This window comes from Enterovirga sp. GCM10030262, assembly GCF_042666435.1.
Classification (GTDB): domain Bacteria; phylum Pseudomonadota; class Alphaproteobacteria; order Sphingomonadales; family Sphingomonadaceae; genus Allosphingosinicella.
In genome coordinates, this window is record NZ_JBHTDC010000001.1 from 923233 (window position 1) to 939604 (window position 16372).

The 16372-nt window shown below is 67.1% G+C and carries 12 protein-coding genes and 1 riboswitch; of the genes, 8 read left to right on the forward strand and 4 right to left on the reverse strand.

Going from position 1 to position 16372, the window contains the following annotated elements:
- Positions 1–17 precede the first annotated feature (17 nt).
- Together cysG and ACFQRC_RS04560 are read right to left on the reverse strand one after the other, a co-directional pair.
- Positions 18–1502 carry a siroheme synthase CysG gene (gene cysG, locus ACFQRC_RS04555; RefSeq protein ID WP_379958234.1) on the reverse strand — a complete coding sequence of 495 codons (1485 nt, stop codon included), beginning with the start codon at positions 1500–1502 and terminating at the stop codon, positions 18–20.
- Complete coding sequence (locus ACFQRC_RS04560; protein WP_379958236.1) at positions 1499–2230, reverse strand: phosphoadenylyl-sulfate reductase; 732 nt, start codon at positions 2228–2230, stop codon at positions 1499–1501. The genes cysG and ACFQRC_RS04560 overlap by 4 nt, the downstream gene beginning before the upstream one ends.
- 191 nt (positions 2231–2421) lie before the next feature.
- On the opposite strand from ACFQRC_RS04560, the gene ACFQRC_RS04565 reads away from it, so the two are divergent.
- From ACFQRC_RS04565 to ACFQRC_RS04600, 8 genes are all read left to right on the forward strand, one after another.
- The gene (locus ACFQRC_RS04565) at positions 2422–2925 is read left to right on the forward strand and encodes an Lrp/AsnC family transcriptional regulator (RefSeq protein ID WP_379958238.1); all 504 of its coding nucleotides are present in this window, start codon (positions 2422–2424) and stop codon (positions 2923–2925) included.
- Between the two features lie 88 nt (positions 2926–3013).
- Positions 3014–3122, forward strand: a riboswitch (SAM-I-IV-variant riboswitch).
- 35 nt (positions 3123–3157) lie between these two features.
- Positions 3158–4930 carry a hypothetical protein gene (locus ACFQRC_RS04570; RefSeq protein ID WP_379958240.1) on the forward strand — a complete coding sequence of 591 codons (1773 nt, stop codon included), beginning with the start codon at positions 3158–3160 and terminating at the stop codon, positions 4928–4930.
- Complete coding sequence (locus ACFQRC_RS04575) at positions 4927–5895, forward strand: alpha/beta fold hydrolase (RefSeq protein WP_379958243.1); 969 nt, start codon at positions 4927–4929, stop codon at positions 5893–5895. The genes ACFQRC_RS04570 and ACFQRC_RS04575 overlap by 4 nt, the downstream gene beginning before the upstream one ends.
- Positions 5892–7052, forward strand: coding sequence for a trans-sulfuration enzyme family protein (locus ACFQRC_RS04580; RefSeq protein WP_379958246.1), 1161 nt, complete (start codon positions 5892–5894; stop codon positions 7050–7052). The genes ACFQRC_RS04575 and ACFQRC_RS04580 overlap by 4 nt, the downstream gene beginning before the upstream one ends.
- A 387-nt stretch (positions 7053–7439) precedes the next feature.
- The gene (locus ACFQRC_RS04585) at positions 7440–9737 is read left to right on the forward strand and encodes a M10 family metallopeptidase C-terminal domain-containing protein (RefSeq protein ID WP_379958249.1); all 2298 of its coding nucleotides are present in this window, start codon (positions 7440–7442) and stop codon (positions 9735–9737) included.
- Positions 9738–9908: 171 nt separating this feature from the next.
- Positions 9909–11078 (forward strand): NAD(P)/FAD-dependent oxidoreductase, encoded by a 1170-nt coding sequence (locus ACFQRC_RS04590; RefSeq protein ID WP_379958251.1) that lies wholly within the window; start codon positions 9909–9911, stop codon positions 11076–11078.
- 57 nt (positions 11079–11135) lie between these two features.
- The gene (locus tag ACFQRC_RS04595; protein ID WP_379958253.1) at positions 11136–13172 is read left to right on the forward strand and encodes a transglycosylase domain-containing protein; all 2037 of its coding nucleotides are present in this window, start codon (positions 11136–11138) and stop codon (positions 13170–13172) included.
- A 19-nt stretch (positions 13173–13191) separates the two neighbouring features.
- Positions 13192–13566, forward strand: coding sequence for a YidH family protein (locus ACFQRC_RS04600; RefSeq protein WP_379958255.1), 375 nt, complete (start codon positions 13192–13194; stop codon positions 13564–13566).
- 10 nt (positions 13567–13576) lie between these two features.
- Here the strand turns inward: ACFQRC_RS04600 and ACFQRC_RS04605 are convergent, their stop codons facing one another.
- Together ACFQRC_RS04605 and ACFQRC_RS04610 are read right to left on the reverse strand one after the other, a co-directional pair.
- Positions 13577–13774, reverse strand: coding sequence for a hypothetical protein (locus ACFQRC_RS04605; protein ID WP_379958257.1), 198 nt, complete (start codon positions 13772–13774; stop codon positions 13577–13579).
- Between the two features lie 59 nt (positions 13775–13833).
- Entirely contained in the window at positions 13834–16152 is a 2319-nt protein-coding gene (locus tag ACFQRC_RS04610) for a transketolase (RefSeq protein ID WP_379958259.1), read from the reverse strand.
- Positions 16153–16372 lie beyond the last annotated feature (220 nt).

Sequence of the window (16372 nt, forward strand, 5' to 3'; positions counted from 1 at the left end):
TCCCTTGCTGTTTCATCTCACGACGCCGCGACGGTTTTTCTGAACGGAATGACGCTGGAGCCGCCCGCCGATCGCGGACGGGCGACGCGGCCGATGACGACGATCACCGGCGCGCCGGGGGTCAAGGTTTCCGCGAGGGCGGGAATGTCGGATAGCGGACCCGAAACCTGCTGCTGGTCCGGGCGGGTGGCGGAGGCGATGGCGACCGCCGGCGTATCGGCCGCGAGCCCCGCCGCGAGCGCGCGCTCCACGAACCGCGCCAGCGTCTTGCGCGGCATGTAGACGATCGTGGTGGCCTTTGCGTCGGCGATGGCCGTCCAGTCGATATCGTCCGGCAGCGCGCCGTCCGAGCCGTGGCCGGTGACGAACTGGACACGCCGCGCCTGCTCGCGTTCCGTCAGCGAGAAACCGAGCGCGGCCGCGGCGCCCTGCGCCGCCGAGATGCCGGGGATGATCGACACATCGACGCCCGCTTCCAGACATGCATCGACTTCCTCGGTCGCGCGTCCGAAAATCAGGGGGTCGCCGCCCTTCAGGCGCACTACCCTCTCGCCGGCCAAAGCCAGTTCGACGATGCGCCGGTTGATGTCGGCCTGCTTGCACGAGGGGCCGTGGCCGGATTTCCCGACCGCCACCCGTCGCGCCTCGCGGCGCGCCAGTTCCAGTATGTCGGCGCCGACCAGATCGTCGTGGAGGATGATCGTCGCCGATTGCAGCGCCCGTACGGCCTTCAGGGTCAACAGCTCCGCATCGCCCGGCCCCGCGCCGACCAGGGTGACGCTGCCGCTCCGCCGCTTGGGGTCCGCCCCGTTCAGAAGGTCACCGAAATCGCGGTCCGTCGGGGCACGATCGACATGAGCCCAGGCGCGCTCGGTGAACCGCTCCCAGAAGCCGCGGCGATCCGCGAAGGCTTCGATCCTCCGCTTGACCTGCGGCCGCCACTCCCGCGCCGCTTTGGCCCAGGCGGAGAGGCCGAGCGGAAGGACGCTTTCGATGCGGGCGCGGATCGACTGGCCGAGCATCGGCGCGCCGCCATCCGTCGAAATGGCGAGGACGACCGGCGAGCGGTTGACGATGGTTCCGAACTGGAAATCGCACAGCTCGGTTTGATCGATGATGTTGACCGGCGCCCCCGCCTTGCGCGCGGCGGCGACGAAGCGGAGCGCCTCGTCCCGCTCGGCGAGGTCGGCGATCGCGAGCGTTGCGCCCTCGATGTCCGACGGGCGCCAGCGCCGCGGCAGCACCCTTACCCTGCCCGCGACGGGTTGGGCGGCAAGACCATCGAACAGCTTCGCCCCGACCTGATGCCCGGCCAACACGAGCACATCCGCCCCCGCCGCCGAGAGCAGCTCCGCCTTCCACAGCGCACCCTGCGACCCGCCGGCGACGACCGCCTTGCGGCCTTCGATCCTGTGAAAGACGGGCAGAGTAGCGAGGGGCGCGATCCGCGCCGGAACCGCCATCGGCACGCGCTCCGCCGCGGCGCCGGGCCCGGCCGTCATGCTGCTTCCCGATCGCGCGCGAGCCGGCCGCCGGCCACGACATGCAGACCGCATTCCTTCGCCTTGTCGGTTTCCCACCACCAGCGGCCGGCCCGTTCCGGCTCGCCGGGCTTCAGCGCCCGGGTGCAGGGCTCGCAGCCGATCGAGAGGAAGCCCTGCGCGTGGAGCGGATTGATCGGCACGCCCTCGGACCGGACGAACCTGACCACCCGGTCGCGCGACCAGTCGAACAATGGCGCGACCTTGACCAGCGCGCGCTCGGCATCCCAAGTCGCCAGGTCGACGCCACCGCGCTGTCCGGACTGGTCGGCACGCAGCCCCGTCACCCAGGCCCGGGCGCCGTCGAGGGCGCGGCCCAGCGGCTCGACCTTGCGGACATGGCAGCAGCCGAGTCGGGCCTCCTTGGAGTAATAGAATCCATTGATGCCCGCATCCGCAACCTGCGCCGCCAGCGCCGCTTGCTCGGGATGATAGGAGCGTATGCGGACGCCGTAGCGCTCCTCGGTTTCGGCCCACAGCTTGTAGGTGGAGGGGAAGAGGCGCCCGGTGTCGAGCGTGACCACCTCGATATCCAGGCGCCTCTCGAAGATCAGATGGGAGAGCGCCTGATCCTCGATGCCGAAGCTGGTGGTGAAGACGATGCGGCCCGGCACCGTCTGGCGGAGCGCGATCAGCCGTTCGGCGGGGTCGATGCCGGAGATTTGAGCGACATTGTTCAAAGCCGCCAAATTAGAAGTTTCTTCTACTATCACTTGCGGCTCCGCACAATTCAGCTATGGTTTCCAGGCTCGCACTTTCTCCTGTCTTCCACCAAATACGCGGCATTTACGGGCGATCAATCGCACCCGCGAGATAAAACGTTTTTTGCATCGCAACATGACATCACAGCAATATAATTCTAATTTTTGGAGTAGAGTGAGTGGATCATACCGATCTCAAGATTCTGGCCATCCTGCAGGAGGACGCGTCGGTTTCGGTGGCGGAGGTCGCGAATCGGGTGAACCTGTCGCAGACGCCATGCTGGCGGCGGATCCAGCGCCTGGAGGAATCGGGCGTCATCCAGCGCCGCGTGGCTTTGCTCGATCCGCGGGCGATCGGGCTCGATCTGACCATCTTCGTCGAGATCGAAACCGGCGACCATAGCGACGAGTGGCTGAAAGGTTTCGCGGACACGGTATCCGCGATGCCGGAGGTGATGGACATCTACCGCATGGCCGGCGATGTCGACTATCTGCTCCGCGTCACGGCGGCCAACATGGCCGCGTTCGACGATTTCTACCGGAGGCTCATCAAGGCCGTCCCGTTGAAGAACGTGACGTCGCGCTTCGCCATGGAACGGGTGAAGGCGACCACGGCCTATCCGCTGCCGAGGCTGGACGACGGGCGCGGTCTGGGCCGAAAGCGGAACGCGGAAGCGGGATAGCCCTACATCCAGCAAAAAAGCCTTGCGCGCATTCGCGAAATCCATAGGAGTGCGAGCCGAACTCCCGGCGCGCATGCGGCGGAAGCTCGAATTGCATCAAGAGTGAGCCGGTTCGGCTCACGCCAACCTGCCTTCCCGGGCAAGGTGGCGGTCCCCACGGGGACGATGCGGCCGGACCGGCAACGAAGCGGGTAGCGAGCAGCATCGTTCTTCGAGCGTCGAAGGAAGAAGGATGAAGCTGTCAATTTCCCATGATCCGCGTAGCGATGGACAGGGCGACGGAGCGATCGCGGAGCCACTCTACGTCCTGAAGTTCGGCGGCTCCGTGCTGCGCGCGATCGAGGATCTTCCGGCGGTCGCCGGCGAGCTCTACCGGCAGCGCCGCGCCGGCCGGCGCATCGTCGCGGTCGTCTCCGCCCTCGCCGGGGAAACCGACCGGCTCTTCGCCGAAGCCGCTCTTGTTGCGGGGGCCGTGAGCTGCCGCGGCGTGCCCGACCTCGTCTCGCTCGGCGAGGAAAGGACTGCGGCCCTGCTCCGTCTCGCCTGCGACCTGATCGGCCTGCCCGCGGAAATCTGCCGTGCCGAGGAGCTCGGCCTCAGGACCGAAGGGGAGCCGCTGGAATCGCATCCGGCCGGCCTGGATCATTCGGCCATCGAGGCGAAGCTCGCGGCGACCGGGCTCGTCATCGTCCCCGGCTTCGTCGGCATCGGCGCGAACGGGCAGCGCAGCCTGCTGGGTCGCGGCGGCTCCGACTTTTCGGCCGTATTCCTCGGCGGCGAGCTGGGCGCCGACCGGGTGCGCCTCTACAAGGACGTAGACGGCGTCTTCGACCGCGATCCCGCCCGCGACGCGGACGCCAGGCGGTTCACGCACATAAGCTGGGAGGATGCGCTGGAAGTCGCCCGGCCGCTCATTCAGCCGCAATCGGTGGTATATGCGGCGGGCAAGGCTCTCCCGATCGAGGTGGAAGCGATCGGCAGCAGCTATCCGACCTGCGTCGGGCCTGTCAGTTCCGAAGCCCGGCCGCTCAGCCCCGGCCGTCCGCTCAGGCTCGGCGTCGCCGGCTATGGAATCGTCGGCCAGGCGCTTGCCGCGCGGCTGCGCCACGATCCTCGTTTCGAGATCGCCGCGATCCTCGTCCGCGATCCGCGGCGCGAACGCGCCGTCCCGCCGCCCTGCTCGCTGACGACGGATGTCGGCGCGTTCGTGAGCGCGAAGTTCGACATCTTCATCGACGCCCTCTCCTGCGATCACACGGGCGCCGCGCTGTGCCGGACCTTGTTGACGCGCGGCATCCATGTCGTCAGCGCCAGCAAGCGCGTCATCAGCGGGCACCATGGACCGCTGAGCCAAGCGGCGGCGGCGAGCGATGCGCATCTTCTTTATTCGGCGACGGTCGGCGGCGGCGCGCCGGTGCTGGAGACGGTCGCGCGCGCCGCCGCGCAAGGCCCGATCGGCGAGATTGCCTGCATCCTCAACGGCACGGTCAATTTCATCCTCGATCGGCTGGCCGACGGCGTCCCGGCCGACGTCGCGCTCCGCGAAGCCCGCGATTGCGGTTTCGCCGAAGAGGATTGCGAGGCGGATCTGAACGGCGCCGATACTGCCGCCAAGCTGCGCATCGTTGCCCGCGAGGCGTTCGGAATTGACGAGACGGCGCTGGACGTGACCGTCGAAAGGCTGGATGCGGAGGCGTTCACGCGCATCGGCGCGAGCGGCGAAAGGTGGGTCCAGGTGGCGCGGCTGAAGCAGCAATCCGGAAGTCTCGAGGCGAGCGTGCGGCTCCGTCCGCTGAGCGCGGTCGATGGGCTCCGGCCGGTCTCGCGGGAGTGGAATTTCGCGGTCATCACCCTTATCGACGGACGCACCCTTAGCTGCTCGGGGCGGGGCGCGGGCGGCCCCGCCACCGCCGAAGCGATCGTCGCCGATCTCTACGATATTGTCCGCAGGCGCGACCAGGCCGCGCCAGGCACTGAAGCCCCGTCGAGGATCGCCGCGTCATGAACGCAGAGGCGCTGCGCCGGCCGGATCCACACGCGCCTCTGGTCGCGATCGAACTGGACGTTCCCCTGCCGCCCGCGCAGCGCCGCTTCGGCGCGACCATGCGGGCGACGCTGACCGGGCCGGAGGATGGGCCGGTTATCGCCGTGCTCGGCGGCATCTCGGGCAACCGCATCGTGTGCGGCCCTTCGAGCTGGTGGCCGGGCTTTGTCGGCAACGATGGCGCGGTCGCTCCCCGCGCGCACAGGGTGCTCGGTATCGACTTCATCGCCGACGAGGACGGCCGCGCCGCGCCGACCACCCTCGACCAGGCCGCCGCCCTTTGCGCCGCCCTGGACCATCTCGGCATAGCCAAGGCGCATGCGATCGTCGGCGCTTCCTATGGCGGCATGGTCGCGCTCAGCCTCGGCCAGCATTTCGCCGATCGGGTGGATCGCCTCGTCGTCGTCTCGGCCGGATCGGACGCGCACCCGGCGGCGACCGCGCTTCGCCAATTGCAGCGCCGCGTCGTCGCGCTCGGGGTGGAGAATGGCGCCGCCGCCGAGGCGCTGTCGATCGCGCGCGGTATGGCGATGCTCAGCTACCGCACCAGCGAGGAATTCGGCCGGCGCTTCCAGGGCGGCCTCGACGGCGAAGACCCGCTCGGGCCGACCGCGCCGGGCGACTATTTGCGCGCGCGCGGAACCGCGTTCCAGTCGGTCATGTCGCCGGGGCGCTTCCTCAGCCTGTCCGCGTCGATCGACCGCCATCGCGTCGATCCCGGCGCAATCAAGGCGCCGGTTCTGCTGATCGGCGCGGAATCGGACCAGCTCGTGCCGCCCGCGCAGATGGAGGCGCTCGCCGCAGCGCTCGGCGGCCCGGCGGAGCTCCACATTCTCCCCTCCCTCTACGGCCACGACATGTTCCTCAAGGATGCCGCGCGGGTCGCGGACCTGGCGCGGCCCTTCCTGCAAGGACCAGCATCATGACGAAACGGCGCGAAGCATCGACGGTGGTCGCTTCGGCGGGGATCGGGTCGGACCCCGTCTATGGCAGCCTGACGCCGCCCTTGTTCGCCTCCGACACCTTCCGCTGGCCCGATGCGGAGGAGAAACCGGCCTACGATTATTCCCGGACGGTCAATCCCAACCGCGACATGCTGGCCGAAGCGCTGGCGGAGCTGGAGGGCGCGGCCGGCGGCGTGGTCACCAATTCGGGCCAGTCGGCGGCGCTGCTCGCCTTGCTGCTCCTCCCGGCCGGATCTTTGGTCGTGGCGCCGCACGATTGTTATGGCGGCACCTACCGGCTCATCAAGGGCTTCGAGGAGCAGGGCCGGCTCACCGCCCGCTTCGTCGACATGCTCGACGATGATGCGTTCGACAACGCAATGACCGATGGTCCCGCGCTCGTCTGGATCGAAAGCCCGAGCAACCCCCTTCTTCGCATCACCGACATCGCCGACCGGGCGGCGCGGGCGAAACAGGCAGGCGCGCTGACGATTGCCGACAACACCCTGCTCACACCATGCCGCCAGCGGCCGCTGGCGCTGGGCTGCGATCTCGTCATGCATTCCACGACCAAGGCCTTGAACGGACATGGCGACCTGTTCGGTGGCGCACTGCTCGCGACCGATCCGAACCTCGTCGATAAATTGCATTGGTGGGCCAACGCCGCCGGCCTCGCCTGCTCGGCCCATGACGCCTGGCAGACCCTGCGCGGGCTGCGCACGTTGCCGCTACGCGTCGATCGCCAGGAAAGCACCGCCAGCCGCATCGCTGAGTGGCTATCGACCCATCCACGAGTCGGCGACCTCCATTATCCCGGACTGCCGTCGCATCCCGGCCACGCCCTCGCCGCCCGTCAGCAGGACGGCCCTGGTTCCATGATCGGTTTCCGGATCAAAGACGGCGATGCCGCCGCCGCTCGGTTCGTCGCAGGCCTGGAACTGGTCACCCTCGCTTCATCGCTTGGCGGTTTCGCCAGCCTGATCTGCAAACCAGCATCCATGACCCATCGCGGAATGCCGCCCGAAGCACAGAAATCCGCGGGGATTCACCGAGATTTGCTCCGGCTTTCGGTAGGACTCGAAGAGCCGGCCGACATCATCGCGGACCTCCAGCGCGGCTTTGAAGCCCCCGTTCCGTAACGGCACGGGTGCTTCAACCGCCGGAACCAAAGTTTCTTCTACAGGTTTGTTGCTCCTGACTGGCTGAATTCTTCCGGCCAGGTGCAGGAGGACTCGAATTGACTCGGGCGACTGTGGACTTGGTGTCGGACGATCAACAAAGCGGCTCCTCGCCGCTCGTCGCCGGCGCGGGACCTTGGGCCGTCCCCTCATCAGTCGATCCCCTCCACATTCCGAGTAATCGCAGCGTACCGGACAGACGGACGAGGAGCAGGATTTACCTCCTTTGATCGGAGGCTCCGCTTCCCCGAACCTGACTGACGGACAGCCACGGACCCGATCCGCGGTGCCCGGCCGTCCGTGGCTGCCTGTTCGTTCCCCAAATAATCATTCAAGGAGAGGCAGGAAATGTGTTGGGTCTGTGACAGCAAATCGTCGGTCGCCGAGACGTATTGGGCGAACAAGCTCGGGCTCATGGCCCATTTCGGCGAAAGTAGCGACAAATGGTCGGACGCCCTTCCCTTCGACGGTGTCGGCGACAAATTGGGCAGTCCCGCCCTTGACCTGCTGATCACCGTCGACACCATCCCCGGCGACACCGGGACCACCGCGACCATCGAAGTCAATGGCGAGCATATCATCTCGACCATCGATACGATCGGCGACGAGGACTATTTCCAGGTCGAATTCGAGGCCGGCAAGACCTATGAGATCGGCCAATATGCCTATATCGGCGGCCCGAGCGGCCTCCCGCTTTCGGACGCCTATATCGAAATCTACGACTCGGCCGGCAATCTGATCGTCTCCGCCGACGGTGGCGGCCCCAACACGCCCTCCGGCCTCGACGCGCTGCTCAGCTTCACCGCGGAGACGGACGGGACCTATTTCATCAACGCGCGCTCATACGACAATCTGGCGGAGAACGGCACGACCGGAGATGAAGTCGGCGATTACGAGCTGTTCGTCGATCTCGCCCCCGAGGGCGAATATGTCTACAAGCCTTATTACGACGTCGACAATCCGCTCTACGCGCTCGACTGGGGAACCCAGGTCGATGGCTCATCGCGCAATCCGGACGGCGAGGAAGGGCCGCGTGAGACCGGCAACGACTTCACCGGCGCCGCCTACAATCCCTACGGGATCGAGGGCAAAACCGTCATCACATATTACTTCGCCAAGCAGGGCGACGTCTTCATCAGCGAAGATCCGGCCAATCCGGGCTTGGAGAACATCGTCGCAGCCGGCATGCGCGACTTCGAGATCTCGGCCTTCGAGAGTGCGATGGGCGAATTCTCGGAAGTCGCCGACGTTGTGTATGTCGAGGTGGATAATCGCAATGAAGCGGACTTCATCTACATCACCTATGATGGCACGCCCAATGTCGGTGTGCTGGGCCGGATGAGCCCGCCCGACACGCAGAATGAAGGCCAGGCCGAGTTCAACCGCAATGGTCCGGGCTGGAACGCGCAGAATCTCGTGAAGGGCGGATTCTCCTGGGTGACCCTGACCCACGAGCTCGGCCACGGCATGGGCATGGCCCACCCGCACGACAATGGCGGCCGCTCGGGCATCATGCGGGGCGTCGAGGCGGAAGGCACGGCGTTCGACTATACGACCGGCGACTTCGACCTCAACCAGGGCATCTTCACGATGATGTCCTATGAGGATGGCTGGCAGACCTCGCCCTATGGCAACGCCCCGACGCAATCAGGCTACGGCTATAATGGCAGCCTGGCCGCGTTCGACATCGCCGTGATCCAGGACAAATATGGCGTCAACGAGGATACGGCGACCGGCGACGACGTCTATCGGATGAAGGACGTCAATGCGAGCGGCACCTATTATGAGTCGATCTGGGATGCGGCCGGGATCGACGTCATCTCCTATGGCGGTGCGCGCAATTCGGTGATCGACCTGCGCGATGCCACGCTCGCTTATGAGGCCGGCGGCGGCGGACGCGTGTCCTACGCTCACGGCATCTTCGGCGGATTCACGATCGCGAACAGCGTCACGATCGAGAATGCCAGGAGCGGCGCGGGCAATGACGTGCTGATCGGCAATAACGTCCGCAACGTCCTCATCGCCAACGACGGGAACGACACGCTCAACGGAATGGGCGGCGCCGACGGCCTCTATGGCGGCAATGGCGGTGATGCGCTGTTCGGCGCCAGCGGGCACGACGTGCTGTACGGCGGCGCGAACAACGACTCCCTGTTCGGCCAGAACGGCGACGATCGCCTGACCGGCGAGGACGGCAATGACACCGTACTCGGCGGCGGCGGCAATGATCGCGTCGCCGGCGGAAGCGGGAACGACGTCCTGTCGGGCAATATCGGCGACGACGCCCTTCTTGGAGAATTGGGCCGAGACGTCATAGCCGGCGGGTCCGGCGCCGACATCTTCTTCTTCGGCGACGGCGACAGCAGCTCCGTGCGGGCGGAAGGAGATGTGATCCTCGACTTCAGCAGCTCGAGCGGCGACCAGATCCACCTCGGCCGGATGGATGCCGACAGCGCGACCGGCGCGGACGACGCCTTCAGCTTCATCGGGACCGACGCCTTCTCGGGCAGCTCCGGTGAGCTGCGCTACGAAGTGATCGGCGGCAATGCCTTCGTCCAGGGCGATACGGATGGAGACGGGACGGCCGACTTCTTCATCCGGGTGGACGATGTAACGATGATGGCGGCGTCGGACTTCGCGCTCTAAGCCATCCGCGACCCCTGCCCCGCCGCGGTGGATGCGGCGTCGGCTTTTGGAAATGTCCGCTCTACCCTCGCGAAGGGCGGACATTTTTCATTGGGCCGGTACGCCGTCGCGGGTGGCGAGTGCCGGCCCCAGCCCCTATAGACCGCCGCCGGGGAAATCCGCGGAGGCGCAATGAGCAATGCCGACTTCATCGTGATCGGCGCCGGCGTGGCGGGCCTGTCGGCGGCGGCGCGGCTGGCCCGCCACGGGCGGGTCGCGGTCGTCGAGGCCGAGGATGCGATCGGCTATCATTCCTCGGGCAGAAGCGCGACATTCTCCCATTACGGCATCGGCGATGAGACGGTGCGCGGGCTCACCGCCTACAGCCGTCGGTTCTTCGAAGAGGCAGCCGCGGACTTCTCTCCCGTCCCGTTGAGCCGGCGCGCGGCGGCCCTGTTTATCGCCACCGAAGAGATGCTCGACCCGTTGGACCGCCTCCATCAAGCCATGGCGCGGTTCACCGACGATCTGAGGTTGATCGATGCACCCGGCATGAAGACGATGGTGCCTATCCTCAAGACGGGGCGGGACGGAGCGGTCGGGGGCGTCGTCGATCCGGACGGGCTGCGGCTCGACGCCGATGCGCTGCTCCAGGGCTATGCCCGGGCGGTGCGCGGCGCCGGCGGCACCGTCCACCTCGGCCATCGCATCTCGACGATCGAGAGGCAAAGCGCGGACTGGCGCGTCCGCTCGGAAGCCGGGGAGGAATGGCGCGCGCCCATCCTCGTCAACGCCGCTGGCGCCTGGGCCGATGCGGTCGCCGCCACCGCCGGGGTCCGGCCGCTCCGGCTTGAGCCCAAGCGGCGCACGATCATCGTGATCGACCCGCCGCCCGAGGCGGACGTTCGCGGCTGGCCGTTCGTCAAGACGGTCGTCGACGATTTCTATCTGTTGCCCGAAGCCGGCAAGCTGATCGCCTCTCCCGTCGACGAGGTACCGAGCGAACCCTCCGACTGCCAGCCGGAAGACTATGACATCGCGCTCGCCGCATCGAAGGTGGAGCAATATACGATTCTCCCCGTCCGACGGATCGCGCACAGCTGGGCGGGCCTCCGCTCCTTCGTCGCCGATCGAGTCCCCACGGCCGGCTTCGCCGCCGACGCTCCGGGCTTCTTCTGGCTGGCGGGACAGGGCGGCTACGGTCTCCAGACCGCGCCCGCCATGGCCGAAATCGCAGAGGCGCTGGTGACGGGTGGAAACTGGCCCTCGGGTCTGGCGGAGTTGGAAGTGACCGCTGCCACCATCCTGCCGGAGCGCCTCGATACGCAACAAATCAATTCACCCTCCGTTCGGCTGGGATAAGCAAGGGTAAGCCATGCGTTTCCAGTCCCGCCGCCTTTTCACCCCGAGTTCCGCCTGATGCTGCTCGACGATCAGCCGCTCGCGCCGCAAATGGAGCCCGTCGGGCAGGCCGTCCCGGCGCCTGCCGAGGAGGGCCGGAACGGATCGCGGCGGCGGTGGCGGGTCGCCGCCATCCTGCTCGCCGCATTGCTCCTCCTCGCCGGCTATCTCGCGGTCACGGCGCCGCTTTCCAAGTCGCTTCAGCCGATCACGGCGCCGGCCCTGACCCTGCTTTCGGCCGACGGCACGCCCATCGCCCGCCGCGGCGCGATCACCGACGCGCCGGTGACGGTCGAGGCGCTTCCCGACCATGTGGCAAATGCCTTCCTCGCCATCGAGGACCGCCGCTTCTACGACCATAGCGGCATCGACCCCTGGGGGATCGTCCGCGCCGCCGCGCGCAACGCTTTGGCGGGAGGAGTGGTCGAGGGCGGCAGCACCATCACCCAGCAACTCGCCAAGCTCGCTTTCCTGAGCTCCGACCAGACCGCGACCCGCAAGCTCCGCGAGGCGCTGATCGCGGTCTGGCTGGAGGCGTGGCTGAGCAAGGAGGAGATTCTCTCCCGCTACCTTTCCAGCGTCTATTTCGGCGACAATGTCTATGGTCTGCGCGCCGCCGCCCACCATTATTTCGATCGCCCCCCGGAAGAGCTGACTGCCGGCCAGGCGGCGATGCTGGCGGGCTTGATGAAGGCGCCGTCCCGCCTCAACCCGACCAGCAACATGGAAGGCGCGCGGGCGCGGACCCGAACCGTCCTGGGCGCGATGGTCGAGGCCGGCTTGCTGACCGAGGCCGAGGCGGCGGACGTGCCGCCGGTGAAGCTCGATCTCGGCCCGGCCAAGGACCTCCCCAAGGGCAGCTATTTCGCCGACTGGGTCTTCCCCCAGGCCCGCGCCGCCGTCGAATGGGGCTATGGCGAGCAGACGATCGAGACGACTCTCGACGACGACCTCCAGCGCCAGGCGGTGAACGCCATCCGCCGCGCCAATCTGGGCGGCGCGCAGGTCGCTTTGGTGGCGATGCGGCCGGATGGGCGGGTCGTCGCGATGATCGGCGGCAAGAATTACGGCAAGAGCCCGTTCAACCGCGCCACCCAGGCCGTCCGTCAGCCCGGCTCTTCCTTCAAGCTCTTCGTTTATCTGGCGGCGCTGAGGGCCGGCATGAATCCGGAATCCACGATCCTGGATGAACCCGTCACCATCGACGGCTGGTCGCCGGAAAATAGCGACGCGCGCTATCGCGGTTCCGTCACCTTGCGCGAGGCCTTCGCCCGATCGAGCAACGTCGCCGCCGTGCGACTGCAGGAGACTGTCGGCCGCGAGAATGTCATCGCGGCCGCGCGCGACCTCGGCATCTCGACGGAATTGAAGCCCACCCCCAGCCTCGCTTTGGGAACATCGGGGACCAGGCTGATCGAGCTGGTCGCCGCTTATGCCGCGGTCGCGAACGGCAATTACCCGGTGCGGCCGCATGGCCTTCCGGCCGCCGAGCAAGGCTGGTTCGATTCGCTGCGGGCGAGGATCAGGAAGTTCAATGCGCGGTCGACCTGGCCGATGCTGCTCGATCTCCTGTGGGCCGCCGCCAACGAAGGAACGGGACGCGCGGCGGTGCTCCGCACCGAGACGTTCGGCAAGACCGGGACGACGCAGGACAATCGCGACGCCATCTTCATCGGCTTCGCCGGCGATCTGGTGACCGGGATCTGGATCGGCAATGACGACAATAGTCCGCTGAAGGGCATTCACGGCGGCGGCATGCCGGCGCGCATCTGGCGCGACTTCATGTCCCGCGCGATCGAGACCGAGCCGGAACGGCGCGCGGCGCCGCGCCAGGCTCCGCCGCGTCGGGTCGCGCCGCCGCCCGTCACCATCCCGATCGATCCCGGGATCCAGATGGACATCGACATCGGCAACGAGGCGGTGGTCATCCGGGCCGATCCTTTCCCGCAGGACGAGGATCGCGAACCGATCGACATCCCGATCATCGCGCCGCCTCCGCCGCCGGGCGAAGACGAAGCCCCGCCGGCGGGCGACCAGCCCGAAGCGGCGCGCTGAGCGGCGCGGGAGGAGAGTCATGGCCGACGACGCGCGGGAAAAGCTAGCCGAGACCCGGACCGACATGGCCGAGGACCGGACGATCCTCGCCAACGAGCGAACCTTCGCGGGATGGATGCGCACCGGTCTCGCCGCCGTCGGCATCGGGCTGGGCTTCAACGCCCTGTTTCAGCGGATCGAGCCGGCCTGGGTGCCCAAGGCGATCGCGACTATCATCCTGGCGATCGGCATCTTCATCTTCGTGTCGGCCGAGCGGCGCGCCTGTTCGGTCATCGAGCGGCTTGAGACCCACGCGGTGAAGACCGCGCGCAAGATGAACCTCCGGCTGATCGCCGGCGGCATGGTGATCGCGGCGATGGCGCTGATCGCCGCGATCTGGACGCTGGAATCGTGACCGGCGGCTATCAGTATTTGGGGCGGTGAGTCTTACGGTTGTCGTAATATTTCTTGGCAAGATAGCCGCCGCCGATGGCGAGGCCGAGCGGCCCGAAGGCGCGGCGGATAACGGTAGGTGCCAGCGCGCCGATCAGCATCCCCTTGGCGCCTTGATGGCGGCCGGCCATTCTCTTGCCGACGGCGGCGCCGATAATTCTGCCGATCATATGTGTCTCCTTAAATCCAAAGCGTTTTGGATATAGCGAAAGACAGGCGTCAAGGTTCCTCAATCGAGGAACAGTTCGGCCGCCGCTTCGACGATCGCGTCCACGTCCAGGCGGTAATGGCGGTAAAGGTCTTCAAGGCTGCCGGTCTGGCCGAAGCGGTCGAGGCCGAGGGGGCTGATACGGTGGCCGAGGACGCCGCCGAGCCAGGAGAGCGCGGCGGGGGAGCCGTCGAGCAGGGTGACGAGGCCGGCGTCGCGCGAGAGCGGCGCGAGCAGGGTTTCGACGTGGCTCGGCTCCGCGCCCTTCCCCGCCCAGCGGCCGCTGCGACGCGCGCTCCAGCCGCGATGGAGCAGGTCGGGCGAGGTGATGGCGAGCAGGCCGAGGCCGGGGACATCGTCCTTCAGCGCCTCCCAGGCGGCGAGCGCCTCGGGAGCGATGGCGCCGCAATAAACGAGCGCCGCCTCGGCGCCCGGCGCGGGCTCGCGAAGCCAGTAGCCGCCTTGGATCGCACCGGCCTTCCAGCTGTCGTCGGTCCGCTCAACCTGGCGGATGGTGCGCGTGGTGAGGCGGAGATAGACGCTCTCGCCGTCATCGGCCTGCATGAGGCGGAAACCTTCCTCCATCAGCAGAGCCAGCTCATCGACGAAGGCCGGCTCGTAATGCCTGAGGCCCGGCTGGCCCAAGGCGATGAGCGGCGGATTGATCGACTGGTGGGCGCCGCCCTCCGGCCCCAGGGTCACGCCCGACGGTGTTGCGACCAGCATGAAGCGGGCATCCTGATAGCAAGCGTAATTGAGCGCATCGAGGCCGCGGGCGATGAACGGATCATAGACGGTGCCGATCGGGAACAGGCGCTCGCCGAAGACATCGCCGGCGAGACCCAATGCGGCCAGCATCAGGAACAGATTATTCTCGGCAATGCCAAGCTCGATATGCTGGCCGGCCTGGTGCCCGCCCCATTTCTGGGCCGAGGGAATCTTGGCGGCGGCAAAGACGTCGGCGAGTTCCGAGCGCCGGAACAGCCCGCGCTGGTTGACCCAGGCGCCGAGGTTGGTCGAGACGGTGACGTCCGGCGAGGTGGTGACGATCCGGTCGGCCAAGGCTCCGCCGGCGCGGCTGAGGTCAAGCAGGATCTTGCCGAACGCCGCCTGGGTCGATTGCTCGTCGCCCGCAGGGGCGGGAATAAAGGGGACTTCGGCCACATTCCATGGCCTCTCGCGCTTGACCTTCGCGACCCCGCTTCTCTCGACCAGCATCCGCGCGGCTTCGGCGCTGTTGTCGCCAAGGCCGGCATAAGGCTCCCATTCCTCGCCTTGCGCGATCCCCATCTTTTCACGCAACGCCGCGATCTGGCCGGGATTCATCAGGCCGGCATGATTGTCCTTGTGCCCCGCGAAGGGCAGGCCCTGGCCCTTGATCGTGTAGGCGATGAACAGCGTCGGCACATCGTCTTGCGCCGTGTCGAACGCCTCGACCAAAGCCTCCATGTCGTGGCCGCCCAGATTGGTCATCAAGGCCGCCAGCGCGTCGTCGTCGCGCGCGTCGAGGATCGGCGCGCAAGCCGGCGCGTCCTTCAGCAGCCGCTCGCGCCAGGCCGCGCCGCCGAGATAGGTGAGCGCCGCATAATCGGCGTTGCCGCACTCGTCGATCCAGCGCTTGAGCGCCTCGCCGCCCTCTTCCGTGAAGGCGGCCTCGAGCCGCTTGCCATATTTGAGCGTCACTACCCGCCAGCCGCAGCTCGCGAAAATCTCGTCGAAGCGGCTGAACATCCGGTCGGCCGTGGTCGCGTCGAGCGACTGGCGGTTATAGTCGACGATCCACCAGCAATTGCGGATGTCATGCTTGTAGGCCTCGATCAGACATTCGTAGATATTGCCTTCGTCGAGCTCGGCATCGCCCATCAAGGCCACCATCCGGCCCGCTTCCTCCGGCTGCATCAGCCCATGGGCGAGGAGATAATCCTGGATCAAGCTGGCGAAAGCGGTAATCGCGACGCCCAGGCCGACCGAGCCGGTCGAGAAATCGACGGGGATGCGGTCCTTGGTCCGGCTCGGATAGCTCTGCATCCCGCCGAAGCCGCGGAAATTCTCGAGCTGCTCGCGGGATTGCGACCCGAGCAGATAATGGATGGCGTGCAGCACCGGCCCGGCATGGGGCTTGACCGCGACCTTGTCGTTGGGGCCGAGCGCGTGGAAATAGAGCGCCGCCATGATCGCCGTCATCGACGCGCATGACGCCTGGTGGCCGCCGACCTTGAGCCCGTCGGTCGATTCGCGCAGATGATTGGCATTGTGGATCGTCCATGCCGACAGCCAGCGCAGGCGGTCGTCCAGAAGGCGAAGGGCGTCGAGATCGGCGGATCGGGTTCGGTTCAGCATGTCGGCCCCGGCTCGTAACAGCGAACGCCCCGATTTCCACCGCCAAAGTTCCCAATGTTCCCGGTGACAGGCGTCTTTTTCGGCAAGTCGCGCGCGAAGAGGGGCGCCGGCCGCCGGCGACCGGATCGGGAAAGGAGCGGCGGTGCCGGGTTGGGTGGGAAGCGCATGGCCGATCGTATCGCGGACGCACGGGTGTAGGAAAGTGGGTAGAGTGAATGGC

What these genes read in the sequence shown, in the direction of transcription:
- cysG (WP_379958234.1), bottom strand. Translation starts at nt 1,502, where the DNA reads ATGACGGCCGGGCCCGGCGCCGCGGCGGAGCGCGTGCCGATGGCGGTT.
- ACFQRC_RS04570 (WP_379958240.1), top strand. Translation starts at nt 3,158, where the DNA reads ATGAAGCTGTCAATTTCCCATGATCCGCGTAGCGATGGACAGGGCGAC.
- ACFQRC_RS04575 (WP_379958243.1), top strand. Translation starts at nt 4,927, where the DNA reads ATGAACGCAGAGGCGCTGCGCCGGCCGGATCCACACGCGCCTCTGGTC.
- ACFQRC_RS04580 (WP_379958246.1), top strand. Translation starts at nt 5,892, where the DNA reads ATGACGAAACGGCGCGAAGCATCGACGGTGGTCGCTTCGGCGGGGATC.
- ACFQRC_RS04585 (WP_379958249.1), top strand. Translation starts at nt 7,440, where the DNA reads ATGTGTTGGGTCTGTGACAGCAAATCGTCGGTCGCCGAGACGTATTGG.
- ACFQRC_RS04590 (WP_379958251.1), top strand. Translation starts at nt 9,909, where the DNA reads ATGAGCAATGCCGACTTCATCGTGATCGGCGCCGGCGTGGCGGGCCTG.
- ACFQRC_RS04595 (WP_379958253.1), top strand. Translation starts at nt 11,136, where the DNA reads ATGCTGCTCGACGATCAGCCGCTCGCGCCGCAAATGGAGCCCGTCGGG.
- ACFQRC_RS04600 (WP_379958255.1), top strand. Translation starts at nt 13,192, where the DNA reads ATGGCCGACGACGCGCGGGAAAAGCTAGCCGAGACCCGGACCGACATG.
- ACFQRC_RS04605 (WP_379958257.1), bottom strand. Translation starts at nt 13,774, where the DNA reads ATGATCGGCAGAATTATCGGCGCCGCCGTCGGCAAGAGAATGGCCGGC.
- ACFQRC_RS04610 (WP_379958259.1), bottom strand. Translation starts at nt 16,152, where the DNA reads ATGCTGAACCGAACCCGATCCGCCGATCTCGACGCCCTTCGCCTTCTG.